Genomic DNA, 21,621 nt, shown 5'->3' with positions numbered 1-21,621 from the left:
TTAAACGCCGAATTAAACGCCGTGAGCGGCGCGCCAGCCCAGGCCAGCTTCGGTGGTGGTGCGCGGCTTGTATTCGCAACCGATCCAGCCGTCGTAGCCCGAGGCGTCCAACTGCTCGAACAGGTAGCGGTAGTTGATTTCGCCGGTGCCTGGTTCGTTGCGGCCGGGGTTATCCGCCAGCTGCACGTGGCCAATCAGCGACAGGTGCTTCTTGATGGTGTTCGTCAGTTCACCTTCCATGCGCTGCATGTGATAGATGTCGTACTGGATGAACAGATTGTCCGAACCGGTGGCGGCGATCAACGACGCCGCCTGCGCGGTGTTGGTCAGGAAGAAGCCGGGTATGTCGTAGCTGTTGATCGGTTCAATCAGCAAACGGATACCCTCGTCCTTCAGTGCCGCAGCGGCGAAGCGCAGGTTGTCCACCAGCGTGACCTGTGCGTCCTGGCGCGTCACGCCCTGCGGCAGGATGCCGACCAGGCAGTTCAGCTGCTTGACGCCCAGTTCCTTGGCGTAGGCAATGGCGGTCCACACGCCGTCGCGGAATTCCGCAACGCGGTCCGGGTGGCAGGCGATGCCACGCTCGCCGGCTTCCCAGTGACCTGCCGGAAGGTTGTGAAGCACCAGTTCCAGCTGGTTGGCCTTCAGGCGCTCGGACAGGTCGCGGGCGCTGTAGGCATACGGGAACAAGAACTCCACCGCCTGGAAGCCGGCGCGGGCTGCCGCCTCGAAGCGGTCGATGAACGGCACTTCGGTGAACAGCATGGTCAGGTTGGCTGCAAGTTTGGTCATGACGTTTCCTCTCAGTCCAGCAGGGAGATCGCGGTCGGTGCGTCGGTGCCGCGCAGCGCCAGCTCTTCGAATTCGTTGACCTTGTCGAGATCAGTGCCCATGGCGATATTGGTCACGCGCTCCAGGATGATTTCCACGACCACCGGCACCTTGAACTCTTCCATCCACTTGTGGGCTTGCTCGAAAGCGGCCGGCAGATCGTCTGCGTTCATGACGCGGATCGCTTTGCAACCCAGGCCTTCAACCACTGCAACGTGATCGACGCCGTAGCCGTTCAGCTCAGGAGCGTTGATGTTCTCGAACGCCAGCTGGACGCAGTAGTCCATGTCGAAGCCGCGCTGGGATTGACGGATCAGGCCCAGGTAGGAGTTGTTGACCACAACGTGCAGGTAAGGCAGCTTGAATTGCGCGCCCACGGCCAGTTCTTCGATCATGAACTGGAAGTCGTAGTCGCCCGAAATCGCCACCACTTTGCGCTGCGGGTCGGCGGCGACCACACCCAGCGCTGCCGAGATGGTCCAGCCCAGCGGGCCGGCCTGGCCGCAGTTGATCCAGTGGCGTGCGTTGTACACGTGCAGGAACTGCGCGGCGGCGATCTGCGACAGGCCGATGGTGCTGACGTAGCAGGTGTTGCGGTCGAAAGCCTTGTTCATTTCTTCGTACACGCGCTGCGGCTTGACCGGCACTTGTTCGAAGTGGGTCTTGCGCTGCATGGTGCGCTTGCGTTCCTGGCACTGCGACACCCATGCCGAACGGTTTTTCAGCTTGCCTGCGGCTTTCCACTCAGTGGCGACTTCGATCATCAGCTTCAGCGCGGCGCCGGCGTCGGAGACGATGCCGAAGTCCGGGCCGAAAACACGGCCGATCTGGGTTGGCTCGATGTCGATGTGGACGAACTTGCGGTCCTTGGTGTACACCTCGATGGTGCCGGTGTGGCGGTTGGCCCAGCGGTTACCGATGCCGAACACGAAGTCCGATGCCAGCACCGTGGCGTTGCCGTAGCGGTGGCTGGTCTGCAGACCGGCCATGCCGACCATCAGCGGGTGGTCGTCGGGGATGCAGCCCCACGCCATCAGGGTCGGGATCACTGGAATGCCGGTCAGCTCGGCGAATTGCACCAGCAGTTCGGAGGCGTCGGCGTTGATTACGCCGCCGCCTGGGGTCAGGATCGGGTTCTCGGCGTCGTTCAGCATCGTCAGCGCTTTTTCGATCTGGGCGCGGGTGGCCTTGGGCTTGTAGGCTTCGAGCGGCTGGTAGGTGTCCGGATCGAACTCGATTTCGGCCATCTGCACGTCGAACGGCAGGTCGACCAGCACCGGGCCTGGACGGCCGGAACGCATGATGTGGAAAGCCTGCTGGAACACCATCGGCACCAGCGCCGGCTCGCGCACGGTCACGGCCCACTTGGTCACCGGCTTGGCGATCGATTCGATATCGACTGCCTGGAAGTCCTCTTTGTACAGGCGGGCACGCGGCGCCTGGCCGGTGATGCAGAGGATAGGTATGGAATCTGCCTGGGCCGAATACAGGCCGGTGATCATGTCGGTGCCTGCCGGACCGGAGGTGCCGATGCAGACGCCGATGTTGCCGGCCTTGGCGCGGGTGTAGCCCTCGGCCATGTGCGAGGCGCCTTCGACGTGGCGCGCCAGTATGTGCTTGGCGCTGCCCTGCTTCTTCAACGCCGCGTAGAATGGGTTGATCGCGGCGCCCGGTACTCCGAACACCTGATTCACGCCCTCTTTTTCCAAAACGATTGCTGCTGCCTGCGCTGCTGTCATCCGTGCCATGATTGTCCCCTGATGGTTAAGTACTGAATTGATGGGATCATCGTAGCGGGAAAGATCGGCCGTGATAAGAAGACAAACTCTCGCTTTATTCGATACTCAAAATATGGAATAAGTGTGGAATAATCTGGATATGGATAAATTGACGCAAATCGAGGCCTTCGTCGACGTGGCCGAAAAGGGCAGCCTGGTACGCGCGGCGATGGGCCAGCACATCACGCCCGTCATGCTGGGCAGGCGTATCGACGCGCTGGAAAAGCGCCTGGGCGTGAAGCTGATGCACCGCACCACCCGCCACCTGACGCTGACCGAGCAAGGCACGCTATACCTGGACCATTGCCGCAAATTGCTCGCGGATCTGGGCCATGCCGACCGCATGGTGTCCGAGGGGCGGCACCGCGCCACCGGGCACTTGATCGTCTCTGCGCCGGCCGCCTTCGGCCGCAAGCACGTGGCGCCCCATGCGGCAGGCTTTGTGCGTGCGCATCCGGACGTGCAGATATCGTTCAACCTGACCGACCGCGTGGTCGACCTGGTGCGGGATGGCTATGACGTCGGCATCCGTATTGGTGGCGTGATCGATCCGAGTTTCGTCGCCGTCAAGCTGGCCAGCAACCGGCGCGTGGTGTGCGGCACGCCGGAATACTTCGAAAGGCACGGCATTCCGCGCACGCTGGACGATCTTTCGCAGCACAACTGCCTGGCCTTCAACCTGCAAGGCGGCCAGCAGCGCGGCTGGTACTTCCAGGATGGTGGCAAGCAGGTGACGGTACGGGCGGATGGGAATTTGAACTGCAACGACGGCGAACTGCTGCACCGCTGGGCGACCGAGGGTTTGGGGCTGGCGTGGCGCTCGTCGTGGGAGATCCAGTCGCAACTGGCGTCGGGGGAGCTGATTACGGTGCTGGACGATTACGCGCTGCCGCAGTACGACATCGTGGCCGTCTATCCGCAGCAGCGCCATTTGCCGGCCAAGGTGCGCTTCTTCATCGACATGCTGAAGGAGATCTACGCCCGGCCGGACTACTGGCTTACGAGTTGATTGTCCTGCGTCCGGCGAACGCCAGCACAGCGAGACCCGCAGCGAGCATCAGGTAGGTGGCAGGTTCCGGCACCGGCAGCGGATCACCCGGCGTGACCGGCAATACGACAGGCCCGTCATCGGCCACCCACGCTCCCATCGCCTGGAACTCGGCGATCGAATAGTGATTGTCGCCGCTGGCGGAGATGCGGAACGCCCGCGCCACCACCGGGGTAGCCAACGTGGCGCCAAACAGGTTTTGTCCCGGAGGATTACGGTCGGTATCGACAGTGGTCAGGGATTGCCAGACGCGGTCGCGGTCGAGGAACTCGATGCGGTAATCGTCATTGTTGTCCGCCTCCAGCACCAGGCGGTCGACCAGCGCAGCACGCGCCAGCGTGATGGTGACGCCGCTCTGGGTGCCGGACCAATACACGGAATCGAAATTCCACTGCTGGCCGATCGGATTGAATGCACCATCCGTCACGCTGTCGAGCCGCGCCATGCCACCGCCCCACGCTGCGCCGGCGGAGTCGCCGATGCCATCGCCATAGGTGGTGACATCGGCCAGGTAGGCCACATTATCGTCGGCGCGGGCCGCGCAGGTGAACATCACTGAAATCAATACTGCGGCGGTCAAAATTCTCATCCCGGCTCCCAATTAACGCTGCGCGACCAGATGCCGCTGACGGCGCATCTCGTCGTCCAACTGCATGGTTTGATATGCTGCCTGCAGCGTTCCAGCGTCCAGCCCTATGCTCTTGCGCACCAAGGGACGCGGCAGATCGGCCCAGCGGCTGCGCGGCGGCGCTACCGCCAAAACCACGGGCGCACTGGGCGCCGCAGTCGAGACACCGCTATTGATTGCGACACCCACCGCACCATCATCGCTGACATCCGGCCGGCTCTCCGGCGGACAATCGGCGTCGGTCAACAACACCTTGCCGTCCGCCGAAACGCAGCGATTGATACCGGCGCTGGCGTAAACGGAACTGGCGACTAATCCAACACATAACAACAACTGTGACACTCTAAGTGCGGCGTTCATGATCAATATCCCTTTAATAAGTATATTAATCTTCTCGCAAGCTTAGTTTTTTTTCTGTACGGCCTCGCACGTACCGGTCACGCCCTCTTGAATGCGTTGTTTTTTGCGCTCGGGTACAATATCGCCATGAAAGCGATCTTCCTCATCCCCACCCTTACCCTGGTCCACGGCCTCGCAGCAGCAGATACCGCCACAGTGCACGGCTGGAACAACTCCGCCGAACTGGGCGCCATTTCCACTTCCGGCAACACGGTCGGCACTTCGGTGACCGGCAAGCTCGATGCCAAGCAGGAGCTGCCCGATTGGAGCAACGAGTACGTCCTGGCCGGCTACTTCAAGGACGAACAGGTTACGCAAGCCGATGGCGAAAAAGTGCGCGAACGTTCCGCCCAGCGCTATTCGTTCTCCGCCAAGGCCGCATACAAGCTGCTTCAGGATCACGACAAGCTGTTCGCGCTGGCGACCCACGTCAACGACAAATTCGGCGCCTACACGCGCTACTCCACCGTGGGCGTCGGCTACGGCACCGAGACTTATAAAACGCCGGACCACAGCATCGACGTGGAAATCGGTCCTGGTTATTTCAACGGCACGCGTTCGACCGGCGAAGCCGAAAGCGGCATGACCGTGCGCGGCGCGGCCAACCTGAAATGGAAATTGAGCGATAGCGCCCTGTTCACCCAGAACCTGAGCGTGGAACGCGGCACGTCGAACATGCACTCGCTGGCCGAGACGGCGCTGCGCACCAAAATCAACAGCACCATGCAGATGAAGGCCGCGTTCAGCGTCCGCAACGACACCAACGTGCCCGAAGATAAAAAGAACACCGATACCCAGACGTCGGTGACGCTGGTCTACTCGTTCTGATAGCGCTACATGCCCTTGAACCGGTGCTGGAAGCGCTGGCTCACGGGCAGCTTGTCCTTGTGATCGCGCAGGCTTAGCCACAAGGCGCCGTCGGCATCGCGGCTGACGGCGGCGATCCGTTTGACCGCCACCACATAACCCCGGTGTATCTGCCAGAATCCCGCATCTTCCAGTTCGGAGGCCAGCTCCTTGAGCGGCGTGCGGATATGGGCTTCGGCCTGCTGCGGCGTCACCACCCGGGTGTATTTGAACTCCGCACAGAAGTAAATCACCTCGTTCAAGTCGATGAAATGTATCGAGTTGCCGACGGTCGCCTGCAACCATGACGGCGCGACCGCTTTGGGCGACAACTGCTGCATCAGCCGCGCCAGGTCCGGCGGCGGCGTGCCGAGACGGGCGCGTACCCGCTCAATGGCCCGTACCAGGCGTACCGGATCGGTGGGCTTGAGCACATAATCGATCGCGCCTTCGTCAAACGCGGCCAGCGCATGCTCCTGGTAGGCGGTGACAAACACCACGTGCGTGCGTGCGCCGAAAGTGCGCGCCACTTCCAGTCCGTTCAAGCCGGGCATGCGAATGTCGAGAAAGGCGACGTCCGGCTCCATCGCGCGCGCCAGGCGTAGCGCTTCGTAGCCGTCGGCCGCTTCGGCGACCAATTCGGCCTCCGGCCACAGCGCCGCCAGCGACTGGCGCAATTCGGCGCGCAGCAAAGGCTCGTCATCCGCGATCAGTATGCGCGGGCGATGAAGTGACATCATGCGGCTCCCAACGGCAAGGTAATTTCTGCTTCGGTCCAGCCGTCCGCCGCCACTTGCAACCTGAATCCGGCGGCGCCGCCGTGCAAGGCAGCCAGCCGCTGGCGCAGGTTGCGCAGTCCGACACCGCTGCCCAACACGGACTTTCCGGGGCCGGCGCCGTTGTCGCGCACCGCCACTATCAATGCGCCCTCGCGGCGACGCACCAGCATGCGCACGGTGACGGTGCCGGGATGCGGCTCGACGCCGTGCTGCACGGCGTTCTCCACCAACGGCATCAGCATCAGCGGCGGCAGCTCCACCGCGCCCAGTTCGACGGGACAGTCGATCTCGAATTGCAGCCGGTCGCCGAAGCGTATTCCCATCAGCGCCAGGTAGTGGCCCGCCAGTTCGCATTCGCGGCCAAGGCTGGACATCGGGCTGCGCAAATCCGGCAAGGCGGTATGCAGATAACCGATCAGGTGATCGAGCATCACCACCGCGCGTTCGGGATCGTGGCGCGCCAGATAACGCGTGTTGGCCAGCGTGTTGTACAGGAAGTGCGGCTCGATCTGCGCCTGCAAGGCCTTCAGGTCGGCGGACAGCGCGGCCTGCGTCAACTGCGCCATCTGCAAGGCGCGCGACTGGGTCTGGGCGTTCCAGAGGCGCGGCGCCAGCAACAGCAAGGCCAACGCCGCCACCGACCACTGCACCAGCAAATCGTTATGCGTGCTCACATCCACCATCAACAAGCTGCGGTGATACAGAAGACCGGCCATCCAACTCGTCAAGCCGACCAGTAGCAGCAACGCCGGCCACAAAAATCGCCAGTCACGCAGCCGGGGGGCGGTCGTCAACGCAGCCAACAAGCCAGCGGCGCTGACCCCCACCGGTAGCAGCATCGCACCGAACAAGGCCAGCAAGGTATAGGCGTGCAGCGCCAGGCACGCTAGCGCGAAGCCGGCAACCAAGGAGGCGCTTAGCACCTTTTGCCGAACGGTACTGCCCCCCGCCCGCATTAGCGCGTCAAAGACGACGGCACCGCTCATAAGCTCGGCGACTCCGGCAGTTTATTGCGCGGCATCGAATCAACCGGCACATCCTTGCCTACCACGTCCAGCGACAATTCGTCTATCCAGACCTGCCCGGCGCCGACATTGTTCACGCCGAAGTTGACACTTACCGCATCATCGGGAACATCCAGCGTGACGCTACGGATTTGCCAATCAGTGGAGCCGACGATAGGTTTGTCGAAGCTGTTGTAGAAAGCTACGCTACGGCCCGAGGGACCATCGATACCCATCCACAAGCCCGTCCAGCCGGTAACGTCGCGCGACTTGACCCGCGCCTGGAAACGCACGCGCTGTCCTTGATAACGCTTCGCCGATACAGACTGCATCAGCGTGCCCACCCCCTTGCTGTCGCCTTGCGTATTGCGCAGGAACTTGGAACCCTTGCCGCTGGTGGTTTCAACGTTGTCAATGCCGGCCTGGTAGGAGGACGGCGTCTGGCTGGTCACGAACCATGGCGCGGGCAGCTTGGAAGTGGATTCGGCGGCGACCACCCACAGCGAGGTGGCGGCAAGTGCGGCGGCGATTACGTGCATTGGTTTCATCTTTTTTCCTTGGTCATGTCCATGACGAGATGTCATGGTCACACTGTGCCTGACGACCCGGCGCCGCGGGTGGCCATGCGACCGGCGCGGCCCTTGGCGGATAAACGCGGCCGCCCTGCGATAAGCGCGCCGCTTAAACCGATGCCAAGGTTGATCTTATTATAACGCCACTGCCGCTGTCCAAATTAGCCGCATTTTGCTATAGTCGGCCCGCGCAGCGCTGCGGCTGCGCACCATCTACCGTTTCCCCTTTATTCCCGGACGATTTCATGAACACTCCCCGCATTTTCGGCACGCCCCTGTCTCCTACCGCCACCAAAGTCATGCTGCTCGGCTCTGGTGAACTCGGCAAGGAAGTCATCATCGCCTTGCAGCGCCTGGGGGTGGAAGTGATCGCCGTCGACAGGTATCCGAATGCGCCGGGCCACCAGGTCGCCCACCGCGCCCACGTCATCAACATGGCCGACGGCGCCGCGCTGGCCGCGCTGATCGAACAGGAAAAGCCTGACCTGATCGTGCCGGAAATCGAAGCCATCGCCACCGACACCCTGGCCACGCTGGAAAAAGCCGGCAAGATCACCTGCATCCCGACCGCGCGCGCCGCCCAGCTGACGATGAACCGCGAAGGCATCCGCTGCCTGGCCGCCGAAACCCTGGGCCTGGCGACGTCGCCATACCGCTTCGCCAGCAGCCTGGCGGAGCTGGAGGCAGCCACCGCCGCCATCGGCTTCCCGTGCGTGATCAAGCCGGTCATGTCGTCGTCGGGCAAGGGCCAGTCCAAGATCGACAGCGCCGCCGAAGTGAAAGCCGCCTGGGACTACGCCGCCGCCGGCAGCCGCGTGGATTCTGGCCGCGTCATCGTCGAAGGCTTCATCGACTTCGACTACGAAATCACACTGCTGACGGTGCGCTCCATCGGCGCCGACGGCCAGGTCGTGACCCAGTTCTGCGATCCGATCGGCCACGTGCAGGTGCAAGGCGACTACGTCGAATCCTGGCAGCCGTGCCGCATGAATCCACTGGCGCTGGCGCGCGCCCGCGACATCGCCGAAAAAGTCACCGGCGACCTGGGCGGCCTGGGCTTGTTCGGCGTCGAGCTGTTCGTCAAGGAAGACATGGTCTGGTTCTCGGAAGTGAGCCCGCGCCCGCACGACACCGGCATGGTGACGATGGCGACCCAGGTGCAGAGCGAATTCGAACTGCACGCCAAGGCTATCCTCGGCCTGCCGGTCAACGTGGCGCTGAAGGCGCCGGGCGCCTCGGCCGTCATCTACGGCCAGCATGAGGCGGCAGGCATCGCCTTCGAAGGCGTGGCCGAAGCGCTGCGCGTGCCGGGCACCGACATCCGCCTGTTCGGCAAGCCGGAATCGTTCGCGCGCCGCCGCATGGGCGTGGCGCTGGCTGTCGCCGACGACGTGGAAACCGCGCGCCTCCGGGCCAAGGAAGCGGCGGCCAAGGTCAAGCCGGTACTGGGCAAGTAAGCCCCTGCGCGGAGACTACATCTGCCGGAACAGGTCGACGTAGTTCCGGCTGACGACCAGCTGCTCCTCGCGCCCCTTCAGCTGCACCATCAGGCGGCCGCGAAAGTCCTGGCGGGTGCCGGCCACATGGCGCGCGGCGACGATCACGCTGCGGTGTATCTGCCAGAACTGCTGCTCGTCCAGCTGCTCCCGCAGCTTGCTGATCGGCGTGCGTATCAGGCTCTCGCCATCGGCCAGGAACACGCTGGTGTACTTGTCGTTGCTCTGGAAGTAGATCACTTCGTCGATGGCGATCAGGCGCGTATGCTCGCCCTGCGAGGCGCGTATCCACTGCAAGGTCGGCGCTGGCGCTGGTGTCGCAGCGACAGGCGCGGCGCCGCCGAGCTGCTGCAACAGGGCTTGCAGCGTCGCCGCCGTGACGCCCGCCACTGCCGGCGCGCTTGAACGCAGCGCCGCCTTCAGTTTGCTCACGGTCTTGTCCAGCCGCTCCAGGCTGGCGGGCTTCAACAGATAATCGACCGCCGAATGCTCGAACGCCTCCACCGCGTACTGGTCGAAGGCCGTGACAAAAACGATGTGCGGCGGCTTGGCGCCGGACACCAGCCGCGCCGCCACGTCCAGCCCCGTCATGCCGGGCATGCGGATGTCGAGGAACACCACGTCCGGCGCTTGCTCGTCGATCATGCGCAGCGCTTCGAGGCCATTGGCGGCCTTGGCGACCACCTTCAATTCCGGCCACGCTGTCTTCAGCTGGCCTTCCAGATAATCGCGCAGATGTTCTTCGTCATCTGCGATCAGGGCGCGGAGGGATTCGATGTCGGACTCGCATTTAAAGGCAGCATGAGGCGCACCGTCATGCCGCAAGGTTGATTTTCCAATAATTCTACCCTAGCTGCGCCATCATACAAACTGCGCAGGCGTTCCCGCAAATTGCTCAGCCCTACCCCGCCGCCCGGCTTGGCCGACATGGTGCTGCCCGGGCCCACGCCGGTGTCGCTGATTTGCAGGATCAGGTACGCGCCTTCCGCGCGGGCGCTGACGACGATCTCGCCGCCCTCCACCTTCGGTTCCAGTCCGTGCGAGATGGCGTTTTCCACCACCGGTTGCAGCAGCATCGGCGCGATCGCGAACTGGCGCAAGGCATCGGGCATTTCGATGCGGTAGCGCAGCCGCTCGCCCATGCGCACCGCCAGCACGTCCAGGTAGGCGGCGATCAGCTTCGCTTCGGATCCCAGCGTGGCCTCGTCGCTGCGGCTGGCCGCCAGGCTGGCGCGCAGGTAGTCGATGAACCGCTCCAGCATGTGCTGGGCCTTGGCCGGTTGCGGACCAATCAGGCTCACCACGTTGGCCAGTGTGTTGTACAGGAAGTGCGGCTCGATCTGTGCCTGCAAAGCGCGCAGCCGCGCTTCCGCCAGCAGGCGGGCGGTGGACGCGATCAGCTCCTGTTGCCGGGCCTTTTCCTCCGCCTGCGCCACCCGCCGCTCGGCGCTGCTGGTGACCAGGTACATCAGCAGGGCGATGGCCGCAGCCACCACCAGCGACTGGTTCAGCGCGCTGCGGTTGTCCATCAGCTCCGCCAAGCCCTTCCCGTTCAGCAGCGCGGTCCCCAGCCCCAAACCCAGCAGCACGCTGGATCCCACCAGCGCGCTGCTGAACACCAGCCGTGGCAACCCCCTGGCGCGACGCGGCCAGCCGCCGCTGACGGCGTTGGCCAGCAGGTGGCCGAGGTGGATCAGGAAACCGATCAGGTTCGAGATGAGCAGCATCGGCAGCCAGTGCCCCGTCACCAGCCTGTCGCTCCCCGACGACAGCACATCGACCACTGTCAAGGCCGTGCCCAAGCCGCAGTTCCAGATCAGGGTGTACAGCAGATTGCGCCGCGTCGACGATGGCCAGCGCCGGAAAAACGGCATCAGGTCCAGCGGATGCGCCAACCGCGCGTGGTCGGCGCCGGTAAGCGCCGTGGCTTGCTTGCTGCTGTGGTTCATGGTGGTGTCCAAAATATTCAGGCCGGCAGAAAGTTACCATGAATGCAGGCCGGCGACGCATAAGAAAGGCGCGCCATCGCCCGTGGCCCCGCTTTGATGTTGTGCGCATCAAACACGGTCAGCACGGTCTGGGCGCGTCGCGCATCCTGCGCGACGCCAACCAGGTAGCCGTCCGTCTCGGACCGCGCGCCGCGCCGCGGCACCAGCACATGCTCCTCCGCCACCCAGCCGGCGTCGAAGCGGTAGCTGTCCGCCTTGCCGCTGTCGATGTCGATCAGGTTCACGCTGTTAAAGCTGTCGTCCGCGCTTCCCGGCGCCACGCCCAGCACCGCCAGTTTGCGGTGACGGACCGACACCACCTGCGGCGCCACCCTGGGGAATTCGCTGGCGCCGAACAGCCGCGCCTCGCGCGCCTGGCCGCTGGCGTAATCCAGCGTGATCTGCACCGTGCTGGAGCCGTCACGGAAGGGCCGTATCTCGCCATGCATCACGTCCGCCAGTTCGTGCAGCGTGTCGCCTTCGTGCATCACCGCGTCCAGCCGCGTGCAGGCGCCGTCTTCGAACGCATTCCCGAAGTGGAACACCGTGCGCGCCTGCAGCTCGAACACCTGGCGCAGTTGCAGCGTGTCCTTGGCGATGACGACCACCCGCAGCGGCCGCGTTGCGCCAGCCCACTGCAGACTGTCGCCCAAGCTGATCTCGGGGCCGGACTTCAGGTCGTAGGGCGGCACCAGGAAAATCAGGTGGCGCGCGCTGACGGCGAAGTCGTGCACCATGTTCAAGTCCGGCACGTCGATCACACCGGTGCGCGTCACCTCCCCGCTTGCGTTGAGGCGGTAGATCATCAACTTGTCCGCGCCGGGCATGTTCCCGAAATTCCACAGGCCGCCGTCCGGATCGGCTTTTGGATGCGCGGAAAACGGCATCGCCTTCAGGTCCGGGCGCCAGGTCTTGACGCCGCGCGTCGCCAGGGTCTGCGGATCGACTTCGATGGCGGATCCGCCCTCCCACAAGGCGTACACGCGGCCGCCGAACGGCAGCAGGTTGGTATTGGCGACGTTGACGGTGTCGTTGCTCTTGACCGGCCTGCGGTCGATGTAGGTGCCGAAGGCCGGATACAGGAACTGGCCGGCCGCCGTCTCCTCGGTGAACTTCTGGGTGGCGACGAAGCGGCCGCGATGACTGACCTTGCCGCCGCCGATTTGCCAGCGCTGGACGTAGCCGTCGCCGTCGAACCAGTGGTGATAGCGTTCGCCGCCCAGCTCAAAGCGGCCAGGCCCGTTGCGATAGAAGACGCCTTGCAGGTCGTCCGGCATGCGGCCGTGGATCACGGCATCGCCGGCCAGTTCGCCCGTAACGCCGGCATACGCCGACAACCTGGCGTCGTGTTCGAGCGCCTGATGGAAGCGGCGGTAGGTGTCGCTGTCAGCCAGCGCTGCGCCGGAACTCAGGCCCAGCGCGGCCAGGCCGATACCACGGGAAAGGAATGCGCGGCGGTTGCTCATGATATGCCTCCCGATCAGCGCAGACTGACGCTGGTGGCGGCGCCGGGGGCCGGCAGCGCGAAGCGCGCGGCCGCATACTCCGGCGCGCCGCGTTTGCCCATGGCGTTGTTGCTGAAGGCGTAATCCTCGGTCGGCATGCCGATCAGGTTGCGGTCCATTTTGCCGTTGGCGTTGGCGTCGTGGTACAGCGAAAAAGCGTAGTCGCCGGCCGGCAGGTCCTTGAACTCGATCTGCGTGACGCCCGCCACGGCCGGCGCGGCCGCGGCGCGGAACGGCTTGCCCAGGTAGGTCTCTGCGGAGTTGTACAGGGCGACCATGATCTGGCCGTCGGCGCTGGAGACCCCGGTCACGGAGATTTTCAGGTCGGCGGCGCAGGCAGGCGTCAGCGCCAGGGTGGACATGATCGACAACAAGGACAGGACGGCGGCGGCAAGGCTGGTGGAACGCATGATGAACTCCGTTGAGTGAAAGTGACTCCACTCTAGCCAGCGGCCCACCGCTCCGGAGAACGATGCGACGAAGTGCGCAATCCCGGCGCGAAATGCAGCCGGCAGGCGCGAAATGCACTATAAATGCACGACATCACAGGCGGCGCCCGGCCGGAATATGGCGCGAAATGATGTCCAGCATCTGCTCGACGTCGACCGGCTTGGCGATGAAATCGTTCATGCCGGCGGCGATGCAGCGTTCCTGCTCCGATTGCATCACGCCGGCCGTCATTGCCAGGATGGGCAGGTCCAGCTTGAGCTCCCGGCGTATCACGCCGGTCGCGGCGAAGCCGTCCATCACCGGCATCTGCACGTCCATCAACACGACGTCATAGTCGTGCGGATGCTCGCGCAGGCGCTCCACCGCCAGCTGGCCGTTCTCCGCCACGTCGACGCTGGCGCCGGCGTATTCCAGCATGCCGCGCGCCACCACCTGGTTGAGCGGATGGTCTTCCACCAGCAGCAGGCGCACGCCGCGCAGGCGTTGCTCCGCGGCGTCGTTGTCGGCCAGGTCATCGCCGGCCGCATCATCGTCCACCGACTGCTGCGCCGCCGGCAGCTCGGCCTTCGGCAACAGGAACGGCAGCGTGACGACAAACTCGCTGCCCTCGCCCGGCGTGCTGCTGACGGCGATGGCGCCGCCCATCAACTCGGCCAGGCGGCGGCAGATCGCCAGTCCCAGCCCGGTGCCGCCGAAGCGGCGCGTGGTCGAGGCGTCGGCCTGGTTGAAGGCTTCGAACAGGCGGCTCTGCTGTTCCTGGTCCATGCCGATGCCGGTGTCGCGCACCACGAAGCGCAGGCCGACGGCGTCGCCGGCATATCCGGCCATGCCGTTGGCCGAACGCTCGACCCGCAGCAGCACTTGCCCGCGCTCGGTGAACTTGATGGCGTTGCCGACCAAATTGATCAGGATCTGCTGCAGGCGCATGGCGTCGCCCACCAGCGCCTTCGGCACCGAGGCGTCGGTGGCGATATCGAAACGGATGCCGCTGGCGGCCACCGTGGTGGTCATCACCGAATTGACCGCCGCCAGCACCTCGTCCAGCTGGAAGGTCGACGGCGCCAGCTCCATGCGGCCCGCCTCGATCTTGGAAAAGTCCAGCACATCGTTCAGGATCCCCAGCAGCACATTGCCGGACGACCGTATCATGTCCACGTACTCTTTCTGCTGGGCGCTCAGCTCCGTATTCCCCAGCAAATACGCCACGCCCAGCACCGCATTCATCGGCGTGCGGATCTCGTGGCTCATATTGGCCACGAACTCGCTCTTGGCGCGGCTGGCGGCGGCGGCGCGCTGCTCGCCGGCTGCCTGAATCAGCTCCGCGTTCTTGCGGTCGGTGATATCCATCGCCATCAGATAGGTGCCCACCACCATGCCGTCGGCGGCCACGTCGGGCACCAGGTCCACCATGAAGTGCTGGATCTGGCCGTGCTGGTCGAAGGCCCGCTCGAAGTGCAGGCGGCGGCCCAGCAGCGCCTGATCCAGATCGCCCAGCCAGCTGTCGGCCGGAGCGCCAAAAATGTCGGACACGGTCTTGCCCAACATCTGCTGAGGATCGAGGCCGAATTGCGTGCGATAGTGCTCGTTGGTGAACAGGAAGCGCCGTTCGCGGTCCAGGTAGGCGATCAGCAGCGGCAGGTTGTCGGCCAGGATGCGCGCCCGCTTCTCGCTCTCGTAGGTGCGCAGCTGGGCCGACTCGCGTTCGGCCATCAGGCGGTAGAAGGCGCCGCTCAATTCGCCGATTTCGTCCTTGCGGTCCAGCTGCAGCACCTGGATGCCGGCGCGGCTGTTCTTGATCTCGGCGATGTTGCGGCGCAGCCGCTGCAAGGGCCGCAGCAGCCGCGCAATGCCCAGCCAGGACAGCAGGCCGGCCAGGCAGGCGAACACCGTCGCCGCTGCGGCGGCTTCATAGCGCATCTCCCGCAACGGCGCCAGCGCCTCGTCGCTGGGGAAGCGCGCCGCGACGATCCAGCGCGCGTGCTGCAAGCGCCGGTAGGAATAGATGCCCTTGACGCCGTCCTTGTTCTCGGCCTCGGTCCAGCCCTGGAAGCCGCCCAGCGCCATCTCGGTGGCGCGGTTGGTGCCCGGACGCTCGTTAATGCTGTGCAGCAGCCGCGCCTTGTTCGGATGGCTGAGCAGGATGCCCTCGGCGGTCATGATGAACGTGAAGCCGGTACTGCCCGGCTTGAGCGCGCTGAGCGACTCGAACGGCGCGTAGTGCAGCAGGTTGATGCCGCCGGCCAGCACCAGCGCCACGCGGCCGTCGCTGCCGAACACCGGCGCCGTGATCAGCACCGTCGGCGCGCCGGCCAGCTTGCTGGCGAACGGCGCCGACACCAGGCCGCGGCCGCGCGCCAGGGTGAGGTCGAACCATTCCTGGCCGGCGGCGCGGAAAGGCTGCGCCGGCATACCCTCTTCCAGCGCGCCGCTCAGCAGGCCGTCGCCGTCGTAGATTTCCAAAAAAGAGAACTGGCCGCGGGCGGTCGGACGCGCCTTCAGATAGGCGCGCAGCGCCGCGGGATCGCGCAGCGTGGCCTCCGGCAGCGATTCGGCCAGCGCCGCCAGCATGGCCTTCTTGCCGGCCAGGTGCTCGTCGATGTGGGCGGCGGCGCCGGACAGCAAGGCATACTGCTGGCTGCCGATGACTTCCTTCATATCGCGCTCGGCCAGCATCAGCGCCACCACCGTCACGGTGACGGTCGCGCCCAGCACCAGCAGCATGACCAGGCCACTGAGACGGAACCGCAGGGTGGACGGCAGATACTGTTTCAACGCCATGGACAGCGCACTCACTAGAAAGATGATATCAAAGTATTACATGTCGCAGGCCGTTTTGGCTACGGCTGCACGCCATAAACCCAACAAATATGCCGCAGTTTCGGGGTATAGTGATCGGCACCGAGACAACCCAGCTATCTGCCATGCGTGCAGGCTCCGAACAGCTCACCCCTGCCCCACCCCCATCCGGCCCCGCGCCGCTCGTGCTGGTGCTGCTGACCGCCTGCTACTACCTGGTGGCCAATACCAGCCTGTTGCTGGCCTTCGCCCACACCAACGCCACCCCGGTATGGCCGCCGTCCGGCATCGCCTTCGCCGCCGTCCTGCTGCTCGGTTACCGCGCCTGGCCGGCCATCCTGCTCGGCGCGCTGGCCGCCAACCTTGCCACCTTCACCGCCAACGGCATGCCCTTCAATGCGGGGCTGGTGACGGCATCGCTGCTGATCGCCACCGGCAATACCCTCGAAGCCCTGGCCGGCGCCTGGCTGATGCGCCGCTACACCGACGCCGCGCGGCCGCTCGGCAACCTGCAGGACGTCTACAAATTCGCCACCATCGCCCTGCTGGTGTGCCTGATCAGCGCCGGCATCGGCAGCACCACGCTGGTGCTGGGCGGGTTGGTGCCGGCGCCGGCCTGGAACACGGTGGCGCTGACCTGGTGGGTCGGCGACGTCGCCGGCGTGCTGCTGGTGGCGCCGGCCATCCTGGCCTGGCGCCGGCCGCGCTGGCGCCGGGCGGTCGCGCTGGAGGCCGCGTTGTCGCTACTATTGCTGGCCGTGCTGATCGCCTGGATCTTCGGCCGCCACTACACCGCCAACGACGATCCCGGCTGGCTGCCGTATCTCTTCATGCTGTGCGTGGCCTGGGCCTCGTTCCGCTTCGGGCTGCGCGGCGCCAGCCTGACCTGCCTGGCCACCGCCGGCGGCGCCGTGCTGTGCACCGTGCGCGGCCTGGGACCGTTCGCGGTCGGCACGCTGAACGACGCCTTGATTTCGCTCGACAGCTTCGTCGTCCTGTGCAGCCTGATCGGCATGGTGCTGTGCGCCGACGCCAGCGAACGGCGCCGCATGAGCGGCGCGGTGCGCGCCCACAGCGCCGCGCAATGGGCCACGCTGCTGATCTGCGTCGGCCTGACCGTGATCGTCTGGCACCTGGTGGCGCTCAGCACCGAGCGCCGCGCGCGCGAACAGTTCGACACCGAGTGCGCCGACATCGTCGAACGCATCGCCAGCCGCATGGCCTTGTACGAATCGGGCCTGCGCGGTGCCCGCGCGCTGTTCAGCGCCGAACCGGAACCCAGCCGCGCCCAGTGGCGCAATTTCACCGATGCGCTGGATCTGCCTCACAGCTTGCCCGGCGTGCTGGGGCTGGGCTATGCGGCGCAGGTGCCGGCCGGCCAACGCGACGCGCTGGAAGCGCAAGTGCGCAGCGACGGCCACCCCGACTTCCGCATCTGGGCCAGGCCGGGCAGCGCACTGGGGCCCTGGTCCTCCGTGGTGCTGTACCTGGAGCCGTTCCAGGGCCCGAACCTGCGCGCCTTCGGCTACGACATGATGTCCGAGCCGATCCGCCAGGCCGCCTTGCTGGAAGCGGCGCGCAGCGGCCAACCGGTGCTGTCGGCCAAGGTGGTGCTGGTGCAGAACGGCAGGGAGCAAGGGCGCCCTGGCTTCCTGATGTACTTCCCGATCTACCGCAAGCTGGCCACGGCGACGGCCGGCGACGTGCCGACGCCGGCGCAGCGCATGGCGGCCCTGCAAGGCCACTCGTATAGCCCGATCCGCGCCGACGAGATGATGGCCGGCCTGCTCGGGCCCTCCGACCGGGTGGTGCAGCTGGAGATCTTCGACGGTAGCGAAGCCGATCCCGCCGCCCTGCTGTACGCCAGCGGCAGCCGCACCGACAACGACCAGCTGCAATATCCGAGCCCCTACCTGCGCACCGCGCCGCTGGTGCAGATGCGGCATCGCTGGACGCTGCGCTTTACTTCGCTGCCGGCGTTCGAAAACTCGATCGACCGCCAGAAATCCCACATCGTGCTGCTGGCCGGCGTGATCATCAGCCTGCTGTTCTTCGGCGTGGTGCGGGCGTTGACCGCGCGCCAGACCTACGCCACCGCGCTGGCCGAGGAAAAGACCGCCGCGCTGCGCGAATCGGAAAGCTCGCTGATCGTCGCCCGCGACCTGGCCGAAGCAGCCAGCCGCGCCAAGTCCGAGTTCGTCGCCAACATGAGCCACGAAATCCGCACCCCGCTCAACGCGGTGCTGGGCATGACGCACCTGCTGAACAACACCGCGCTCTCGCCCGACCAGCAGAAGTACCTGGAGATGATACGGTCGTCCGGCAATTCCCTGCTCAGCATCCTCAACGACGTGCTGGACTTCTCCAAGATCGAAGCAGGCCGCATGGAGCTGGCGCCGGCGCCGTTCCAGCTGAGCGCCGTGCTGGAAGCGATCGCCACCATCATGACCGTCAACTCCGGCGAAAAAGATCTGGAGCTGGCGATCGGCGTGGAAGCGGCCGTGCCGCAGGCGCTGCTCGGCGACGGCCACCGCCTGCAGCAGATCCTCATCAACCTGGTCGGCAACGCCATCAAGTTCACCGAGAAGGGATCGGTCTCGGTGCTGGTGGAGCGGACCGGCGGCGACATCGCCGGCGCGGTCACGCTGCGCTTCACGGTACGCGACAGCGGCATCGGCATACCGCCCGACCAGCTGGCGCTGTTGTTCGCGCCGTTCTCGCAGGCCGACGCCTCGATGACCCGGCGCTTCGGCGGCACCGGGCTGGGACTGGCCATCTCGCGCCGCATCGCCGCGCTGATGGGCGGCGCGATCGAAGTGCAAAGCATCGCCGGCGCCGGCAGCGCCTTCGTCCTGACGGTGCCGCTGCAAGCTGCCGCCGCCACCGTCGATGCAGCGCCGGCCGGCACGCCGCTGCCGCCCCAGCACCTGCTGCTGGTGGACGACGACCCGGTCAGCGCCGATTACCTGGGCCGCACCATCCGCGCGCGCGGCTGGAGCAGCGACAGCGCCGGCTCCGGCGACCAGGCAATGACGCTGCTGCGCCGCACTGCCGGCCGCTACGACGCGATCCTGGTCGACTGGGACATGCCCGGCATGAATGGCCTCGACACCATGCAGGCGATCCGCAAGGCCTTCCCGCAGGATTGCCCCGTCATCATCCTGATGGTCAGCGCCTTCGGCCAGGGCAAGCTGCTGCACACCCAAGGCGCGGAGGCGGCCAACGCGGTGCTGCTCAAGCCCGTCACCATGGCGCGCCTGAACGAAACCTTGCAGCAGGCGCAGGCCGGCACGCCGGCCGCCGCCAGCGCCAGCGCCGACCACGCCGCCCAGCCGGGCTTGCGCATCGACGGCGTGCGCATCCTGCTGGTGGAGGACAATCCGATCAACCAGCTGGTGGCGCAGAGCATGCTGTCCTACGCCGGCGCCAGCGTCGACGCGGTGGATAACGGCCGCGCCGCGCTCGACCGGCTGCGCAGCGACGCCCATCGCTACGACCTGGTGCTGATGGACGTGCAGATGCCGGAGATGGACGGCTTCGAGGCGACCACCCGCATCCGCAGCGAGCTCAAACTGGAACTGCCGGTGCTGGCCATGACGGCCGGCGTGATGCTGTCCGAGCGCGAGCAGTGCATCGCCTCCGGCATGAACGATTTCATCGCCAAGCCCATCGACGTCGAACAGATGCTGCGCGCGATCGCCCGCAACCTGCCCGCCGCCCAGCGCGCCGCCGCCGGCCGCTAGACAGCTAGACCGCTAGACCGCTAGACCGCTCCGGCGATTGTGCATTGGTGAAAATTAATGTAGTATTCTATTTACTTGTTTAAAACCAAGGGCTCCTCATGGATACCGTCACCATCCTTCTGTCTTCGTTCATCCTGTCCATCACCGGCCTGTTTGTGTTTATCTGGTCGCTGCGCAAAAGCCTGCTCGACACCACGTCCGCCGCCGCCAATGTCATCTTTTCGCCCGGTGAAATCGGCCGCGGCGAGGAGCCGTCCGCCACCGCCGTCCAACGCGCCGGCCTGGCGCTGCGGGTCGCCGGCGACGCCCACGTCGAGCTCACGCCCGCGCTGGAAGCGACGCTGCGGCGAGACCTGGCCGAACGCATCGAAGAAGACCGCTCCACCGCCTTGGTCTCCTTCGTGTTCCTGTCCTGCGCCGTGGTGTGGCTGGTGGTCGGTTCGGTGGCCGGGCTGACCAGCTCCATCAAGCTGCACGAGCCGGACTGGCTGGTGCAGCAAGCCTGGCTGACTTTCGGCAGACTGCGCACCATCCACCTGAACATCGTCGCCTACGGCTGGGCGCCGATGGCGGCCTTCGGCATCGCCAACTGGATGCTGCCACGCTTGCTGAAAACGCCGCTGGTCGGCAGCCGCTTCGCCATCCTCGGCTGCATGATCTGGAACGCCGGCCTGGTCGCCGGCGTCGGCTGCATCGGCGCCGGCATCAGCGACGGCATGGAGTGGCTAGAGATACCGTGGCAGGTCGACATCCTGATCGTCATCGGCGGCGCGCTGATGGGCCTTCCGCTGGTGTACACGCTGCAGGCGCGCAAGGTCGACCACCTGTACGTGTCGGTCTGGTACATGGGAGCGGCGCTGTTCTGGTTCCCCATCCTGTTCCTGATCGCCAACCTGCCGGCGATGCACTTCGGCGTCGAGCAGGCCACCATGAACTGGTGGTTCGGCCACAATGTCCTGGGCCTGTTCTACACGCCGATGGCGCTGGCCTCGGTCTACTACTTCCTGCCGAAGATCATCGGCCGCCCGGTGCAGTCGTACAACCTGTCGCTGCTGGGCTTCTGGACGCTGGCCTTCTTCTACGGCCAGGTCGGCGGCCACCACCTGATCGGCGGTCCGGTGCCGGGCTGGCTGATCACGCTGTCCATCGTCCAGAGCGTGATGATGATCGTGCCGGTGATCTCGTTCTCGGTCAACCAGCACCTGACCATGCGGGGCCACTTCTCCAAGCTGGTGTACTCGCCGACGCTGCGCTTCATCGTGCTGGGCGGGATGATGTACACCCTCAGCTCCCTGCAAGGCTCGATCGAGGCTATCCGCGCGGTCAACACGGTGGCCCACTTCACCCACTTCACGGTGGCCCACGCCCACCTTGGCCTGTATGGCTTCTTCACGATGGTGATGTTCGGCGCGATCTATTTCGTCATGCCGCGCGTGATGTCGTGGGAGTGGCCTTACCCAAGCCTGATCGCCGCGCATTTCTGGCTGGTGGTGCTGGGCTTCTCGATCTACTTCATCGGCCTGTCGATAGGCGGCTGGTTGCAAGGGCTGGCGATGCTGGACGCCGCCAGACCGTTCATGGACTCGGTCAAGGTGACGATCCCCTACCTGCAAAGCCGCTCGCTCGGCGGCGCCATCATGACGCTGGGCCACCTGGTGTTTGCCGGCCACTTCGCCGCGATGGCGCTGCGCCACGGCCCGGCGCGCACCGGCGCCGCGCTGCTGCACGTCGCCCCAACCACCCTGGCAGGAGCCTGAT

17 protein-coding genes are annotated in these 21,621 nt (G+C 65.4%); 5 read left to right on the top strand and 12 right to left on the bottom strand.

All coding sequences use genetic code 11. The annotated features are described in order from the left end of the window. Positions 1–12: 12 nt before the first annotated feature. Positions 13–792, bottom strand: a complete 780-nt coding sequence (gene hyi / locus RUGAMON1_RS18405) for a hydroxypyruvate isomerase (protein ID WP_445231870.1) — start codon at positions 790–792, stop codon at positions 13–15. An 11-nt stretch (positions 793–803) separates the two neighbouring features. Continuing rightward, positions 804–2,579 (bottom strand): glyoxylate carboligase, encoded by a 1,776-nt coding sequence (gene gcl, locus RUGAMON1_RS18400; RefSeq protein WP_116989146.1) that lies wholly within the window; start codon positions 2,577–2,579, stop codon positions 804–806. Positions 2,580–2,709: 130 nt separating this feature from the next. On the opposite strand from gcl, the gene RUGAMON1_RS18395 reads away from it, so the two are divergent. After that, entirely contained in the window at positions 2,710–3,618 is a 909-nt protein-coding gene (locus tag RUGAMON1_RS18395; protein WP_116989145.1) for a LysR family transcriptional regulator, read from the top strand. Here RUGAMON1_RS18395 and RUGAMON1_RS18390 read toward each other — a convergent pair. Then, positions 3,608–4,246, bottom strand: a complete 639-nt coding sequence (locus tag RUGAMON1_RS18390; protein ID WP_445231869.1) for a PEP-CTERM sorting domain-containing protein — start codon at positions 4,244–4,246, stop codon at positions 3,608–3,610. The two genes, RUGAMON1_RS18395 and RUGAMON1_RS18390, sit on opposite strands and share 11 nt — an antisense overlap. 12 nt (positions 4,247–4,258) lie before the next feature. Next, positions 4,259–4,645: a hypothetical protein gene (locus RUGAMON1_RS18385; RefSeq protein WP_445231868.1), complete on the bottom strand. Its 387-nt coding sequence runs from the start codon at positions 4,643–4,645 to the stop codon at positions 4,259–4,261. Between the two features lie 126 nt (positions 4,646–4,771). Here RUGAMON1_RS18385 and RUGAMON1_RS18380 point away from each other — a divergent pair, with 126 nt between their 5' ends. Beyond that, entirely contained in the window at positions 4,772–5,512 is a 741-nt protein-coding gene (locus RUGAMON1_RS18380) for a DUF481 domain-containing protein (protein ID WP_445231867.1), read from the top strand. Between the two features lie 5 nt (positions 5,513–5,517). Here the strand turns inward: RUGAMON1_RS18380 and RUGAMON1_RS18375 are convergent, their stop codons facing one another. The 3 genes from RUGAMON1_RS18375 to RUGAMON1_RS18365 are packed head-to-tail and all read right to left on the bottom strand — an operon-like array spanning position 5,518 to position 7,861. After that, positions 5,518–6,270 (bottom strand): LytR/AlgR family response regulator transcription factor, encoded by a 753-nt coding sequence (locus RUGAMON1_RS18375; protein ID WP_445231866.1) that lies wholly within the window; start codon positions 6,268–6,270, stop codon positions 5,518–5,520. Beyond that, positions 6,267–7,232, bottom strand: a complete 966-nt coding sequence (locus tag RUGAMON1_RS18370) for a sensor histidine kinase (protein WP_445231865.1) — start codon at positions 7,230–7,232, stop codon at positions 6,267–6,269. The genes RUGAMON1_RS18375 and RUGAMON1_RS18370 overlap by 4 nt, the downstream gene beginning before the upstream one ends. A gap of 59 nt (positions 7,233–7,291) precedes the next feature. Continuing rightward, positions 7,292–7,861, bottom strand: a complete 570-nt coding sequence (locus RUGAMON1_RS18365) for a transcriptional regulator (RefSeq protein ID WP_445231864.1) — start codon at positions 7,859–7,861, stop codon at positions 7,292–7,294. Between the two features lie 269 nt (positions 7,862–8,130). On the opposite strand from RUGAMON1_RS18365, the gene purT reads away from it, so the two are divergent. Next, entirely contained in the window at positions 8,131–9,342 is a 1,212-nt protein-coding gene (gene purT / locus RUGAMON1_RS18360; RefSeq protein ID WP_445231863.1) for a formate-dependent phosphoribosylglycinamide formyltransferase, read from the top strand. A gap of 15 nt (positions 9,343–9,357) precedes the next feature. Here the strand turns inward: purT and RUGAMON1_RS18355 are convergent, their stop codons facing one another. The 5 genes from RUGAMON1_RS18355 to RUGAMON1_RS18335 all read right to left on the bottom strand — a co-directional run bounded on the left by RUGAMON1_RS18355 (position 9,358) and on the right by RUGAMON1_RS18335 (position 16,102). Further along, entirely contained in the window at positions 9,358–10,116 is a 759-nt protein-coding gene (locus tag RUGAMON1_RS18355) for a LytR/AlgR family response regulator transcription factor (protein ID WP_445232079.1), read from the bottom strand. A gap of 20 nt (positions 10,117–10,136) precedes the next feature. Continuing rightward, complete coding sequence (locus RUGAMON1_RS18350) at positions 10,137–11,330, bottom strand: sensor histidine kinase (protein WP_445231862.1); 1,194 nt, start codon at positions 11,328–11,330, stop codon at positions 10,137–10,139. 17 nt (positions 11,331–11,347) lie between these two features. Next, positions 11,348–12,835: a carotenoid oxygenase family protein gene (locus RUGAMON1_RS18345; protein WP_445231861.1), complete on the bottom strand. Its 1,488-nt coding sequence runs from the start codon at positions 12,833–12,835 to the stop codon at positions 11,348–11,350. A gap of 14 nt (positions 12,836–12,849) precedes the next feature. Next, positions 12,850–13,284, bottom strand: a complete 435-nt coding sequence (locus tag RUGAMON1_RS18340; protein WP_445231860.1) for a DUF2141 domain-containing protein — start codon at positions 13,282–13,284, stop codon at positions 12,850–12,852. Positions 13,285–13,417: 133 nt separating this feature from the next. Next, positions 13,418–16,102 carry a PAS domain-containing hybrid sensor histidine kinase/response regulator family protein gene (locus tag RUGAMON1_RS18335; RefSeq protein ID WP_445231859.1) on the bottom strand — a complete coding sequence of 895 codons (2,685 nt, stop codon included), beginning with the start codon at positions 16,100–16,102 and terminating at the stop codon, positions 13,418–13,420. Between the two features lie 143 nt (positions 16,103–16,245). Between RUGAMON1_RS18335 and RUGAMON1_RS18330 the strand changes: the two genes are divergently transcribed. Together RUGAMON1_RS18330 and RUGAMON1_RS18325 are read left to right on the top strand one after the other, a co-directional pair. Further along, on the top strand, positions 16,246–19,863 hold the full coding sequence (locus RUGAMON1_RS18330; protein WP_445231858.1) for a CHASE domain-containing protein: 3,618 nt from the start codon (positions 16,246–16,248) through the stop codon (positions 19,861–19,863). 98 nt (positions 19,864–19,961) lie between these two features. Beyond that, the gene (locus RUGAMON1_RS18325; RefSeq protein WP_445231857.1) at positions 19,962–21,620 is read left to right on the top strand and encodes a cbb3-type cytochrome c oxidase subunit I; all 1,659 of its coding nucleotides are present in this window, start codon (positions 19,962–19,964) and stop codon (positions 21,618–21,620) included. Position 21,621 lies beyond the last annotated feature (1 nt).

Origin of the sequence: Duganella rhizosphaerae (genome assembly GCF_040364205.1) — a bacterium.
Classification (GTDB): domain Bacteria; phylum Pseudomonadota; class Gammaproteobacteria; order Burkholderiales; family Burkholderiaceae_D; genus Rugamonas; species Rugamonas rhizosphaerae.
Note: the sequence above shows the minus strand (reverse complement) of the source record. Positions and strands in the feature narration are given on the sequence as shown.

Bases quoted from the DNA above. Each gene is read 5' to 3' on its own strand.
- hyi (WP_445231870.1), bottom strand. From the start codon at position 792: ATGACCAAACTTGCAGCCAACCTGACCATGCTGTTCACCGAAGTGCCG.
- gcl (WP_116989146.1), bottom strand. From the start codon at position 2,579: ATGGCACGGATGACAGCAGCGCAGGCAGCAGCAATCGTTTTGGAAAAA.
- RUGAMON1_RS18395 (WP_116989145.1), top strand. From the start codon at position 2,710: ATGGATAAATTGACGCAAATCGAGGCCTTCGTCGACGTGGCCGAAAAG.
- RUGAMON1_RS18390 (WP_445231869.1), bottom strand. From the start codon at position 4,246: ATGAGAATTTTGACCGCCGCAGTATTGATTTCAGTGATGTTCACCTGC.
- RUGAMON1_RS18385 (WP_445231868.1), bottom strand. From the start codon at position 4,645: ATGAACGCCGCACTTAGAGTGTCACAGTTGTTGTTATGTGTTGGATTA.
- RUGAMON1_RS18380 (WP_445231867.1), top strand. From the start codon at position 4,772: ATGAAAGCGATCTTCCTCATCCCCACCCTTACCCTGGTCCACGGCCTC.
- RUGAMON1_RS18375 (WP_445231866.1), bottom strand. From the start codon at position 6,270: ATGATGTCACTTCATCGCCCGCGCATACTGATCGCGGATGACGAGCCT.
- RUGAMON1_RS18365 (WP_445231864.1), bottom strand. From the start codon at position 7,861: ATGAAACCAATGCACGTAATCGCCGCCGCACTTGCCGCCACCTCGCTG.
- purT (WP_445231863.1), top strand. From the start codon at position 8,131: ATGAACACTCCCCGCATTTTCGGCACGCCCCTGTCTCCTACCGCCACC.
- RUGAMON1_RS18350 (WP_445231862.1), bottom strand. From the start codon at position 11,330: ATGAACCACAGCAGCAAGCAAGCCACGGCGCTTACCGGCGCCGACCAC.
- RUGAMON1_RS18345 (WP_445231861.1), bottom strand. From the start codon at position 12,835: ATGAGCAACCGCCGCGCATTCCTTTCCCGTGGTATCGGCCTGGCCGCG.
- RUGAMON1_RS18340 (WP_445231860.1), bottom strand. From the start codon at position 13,284: ATGCGTTCCACCAGCCTTGCCGCCGCCGTCCTGTCCTTGTTGTCGATC.
- RUGAMON1_RS18335 (WP_445231859.1), bottom strand. From the start codon at position 16,102: ATGGCGTTGAAACAGTATCTGCCGTCCACCCTGCGGTTCCGTCTCAGT.
- RUGAMON1_RS18330 (WP_445231858.1), top strand. From the start codon at position 16,246: ATGCGTGCAGGCTCCGAACAGCTCACCCCTGCCCCACCCCCATCCGGC.
- RUGAMON1_RS18325 (WP_445231857.1), top strand. From the start codon at position 19,962: ATGGATACCGTCACCATCCTTCTGTCTTCGTTCATCCTGTCCATCACC.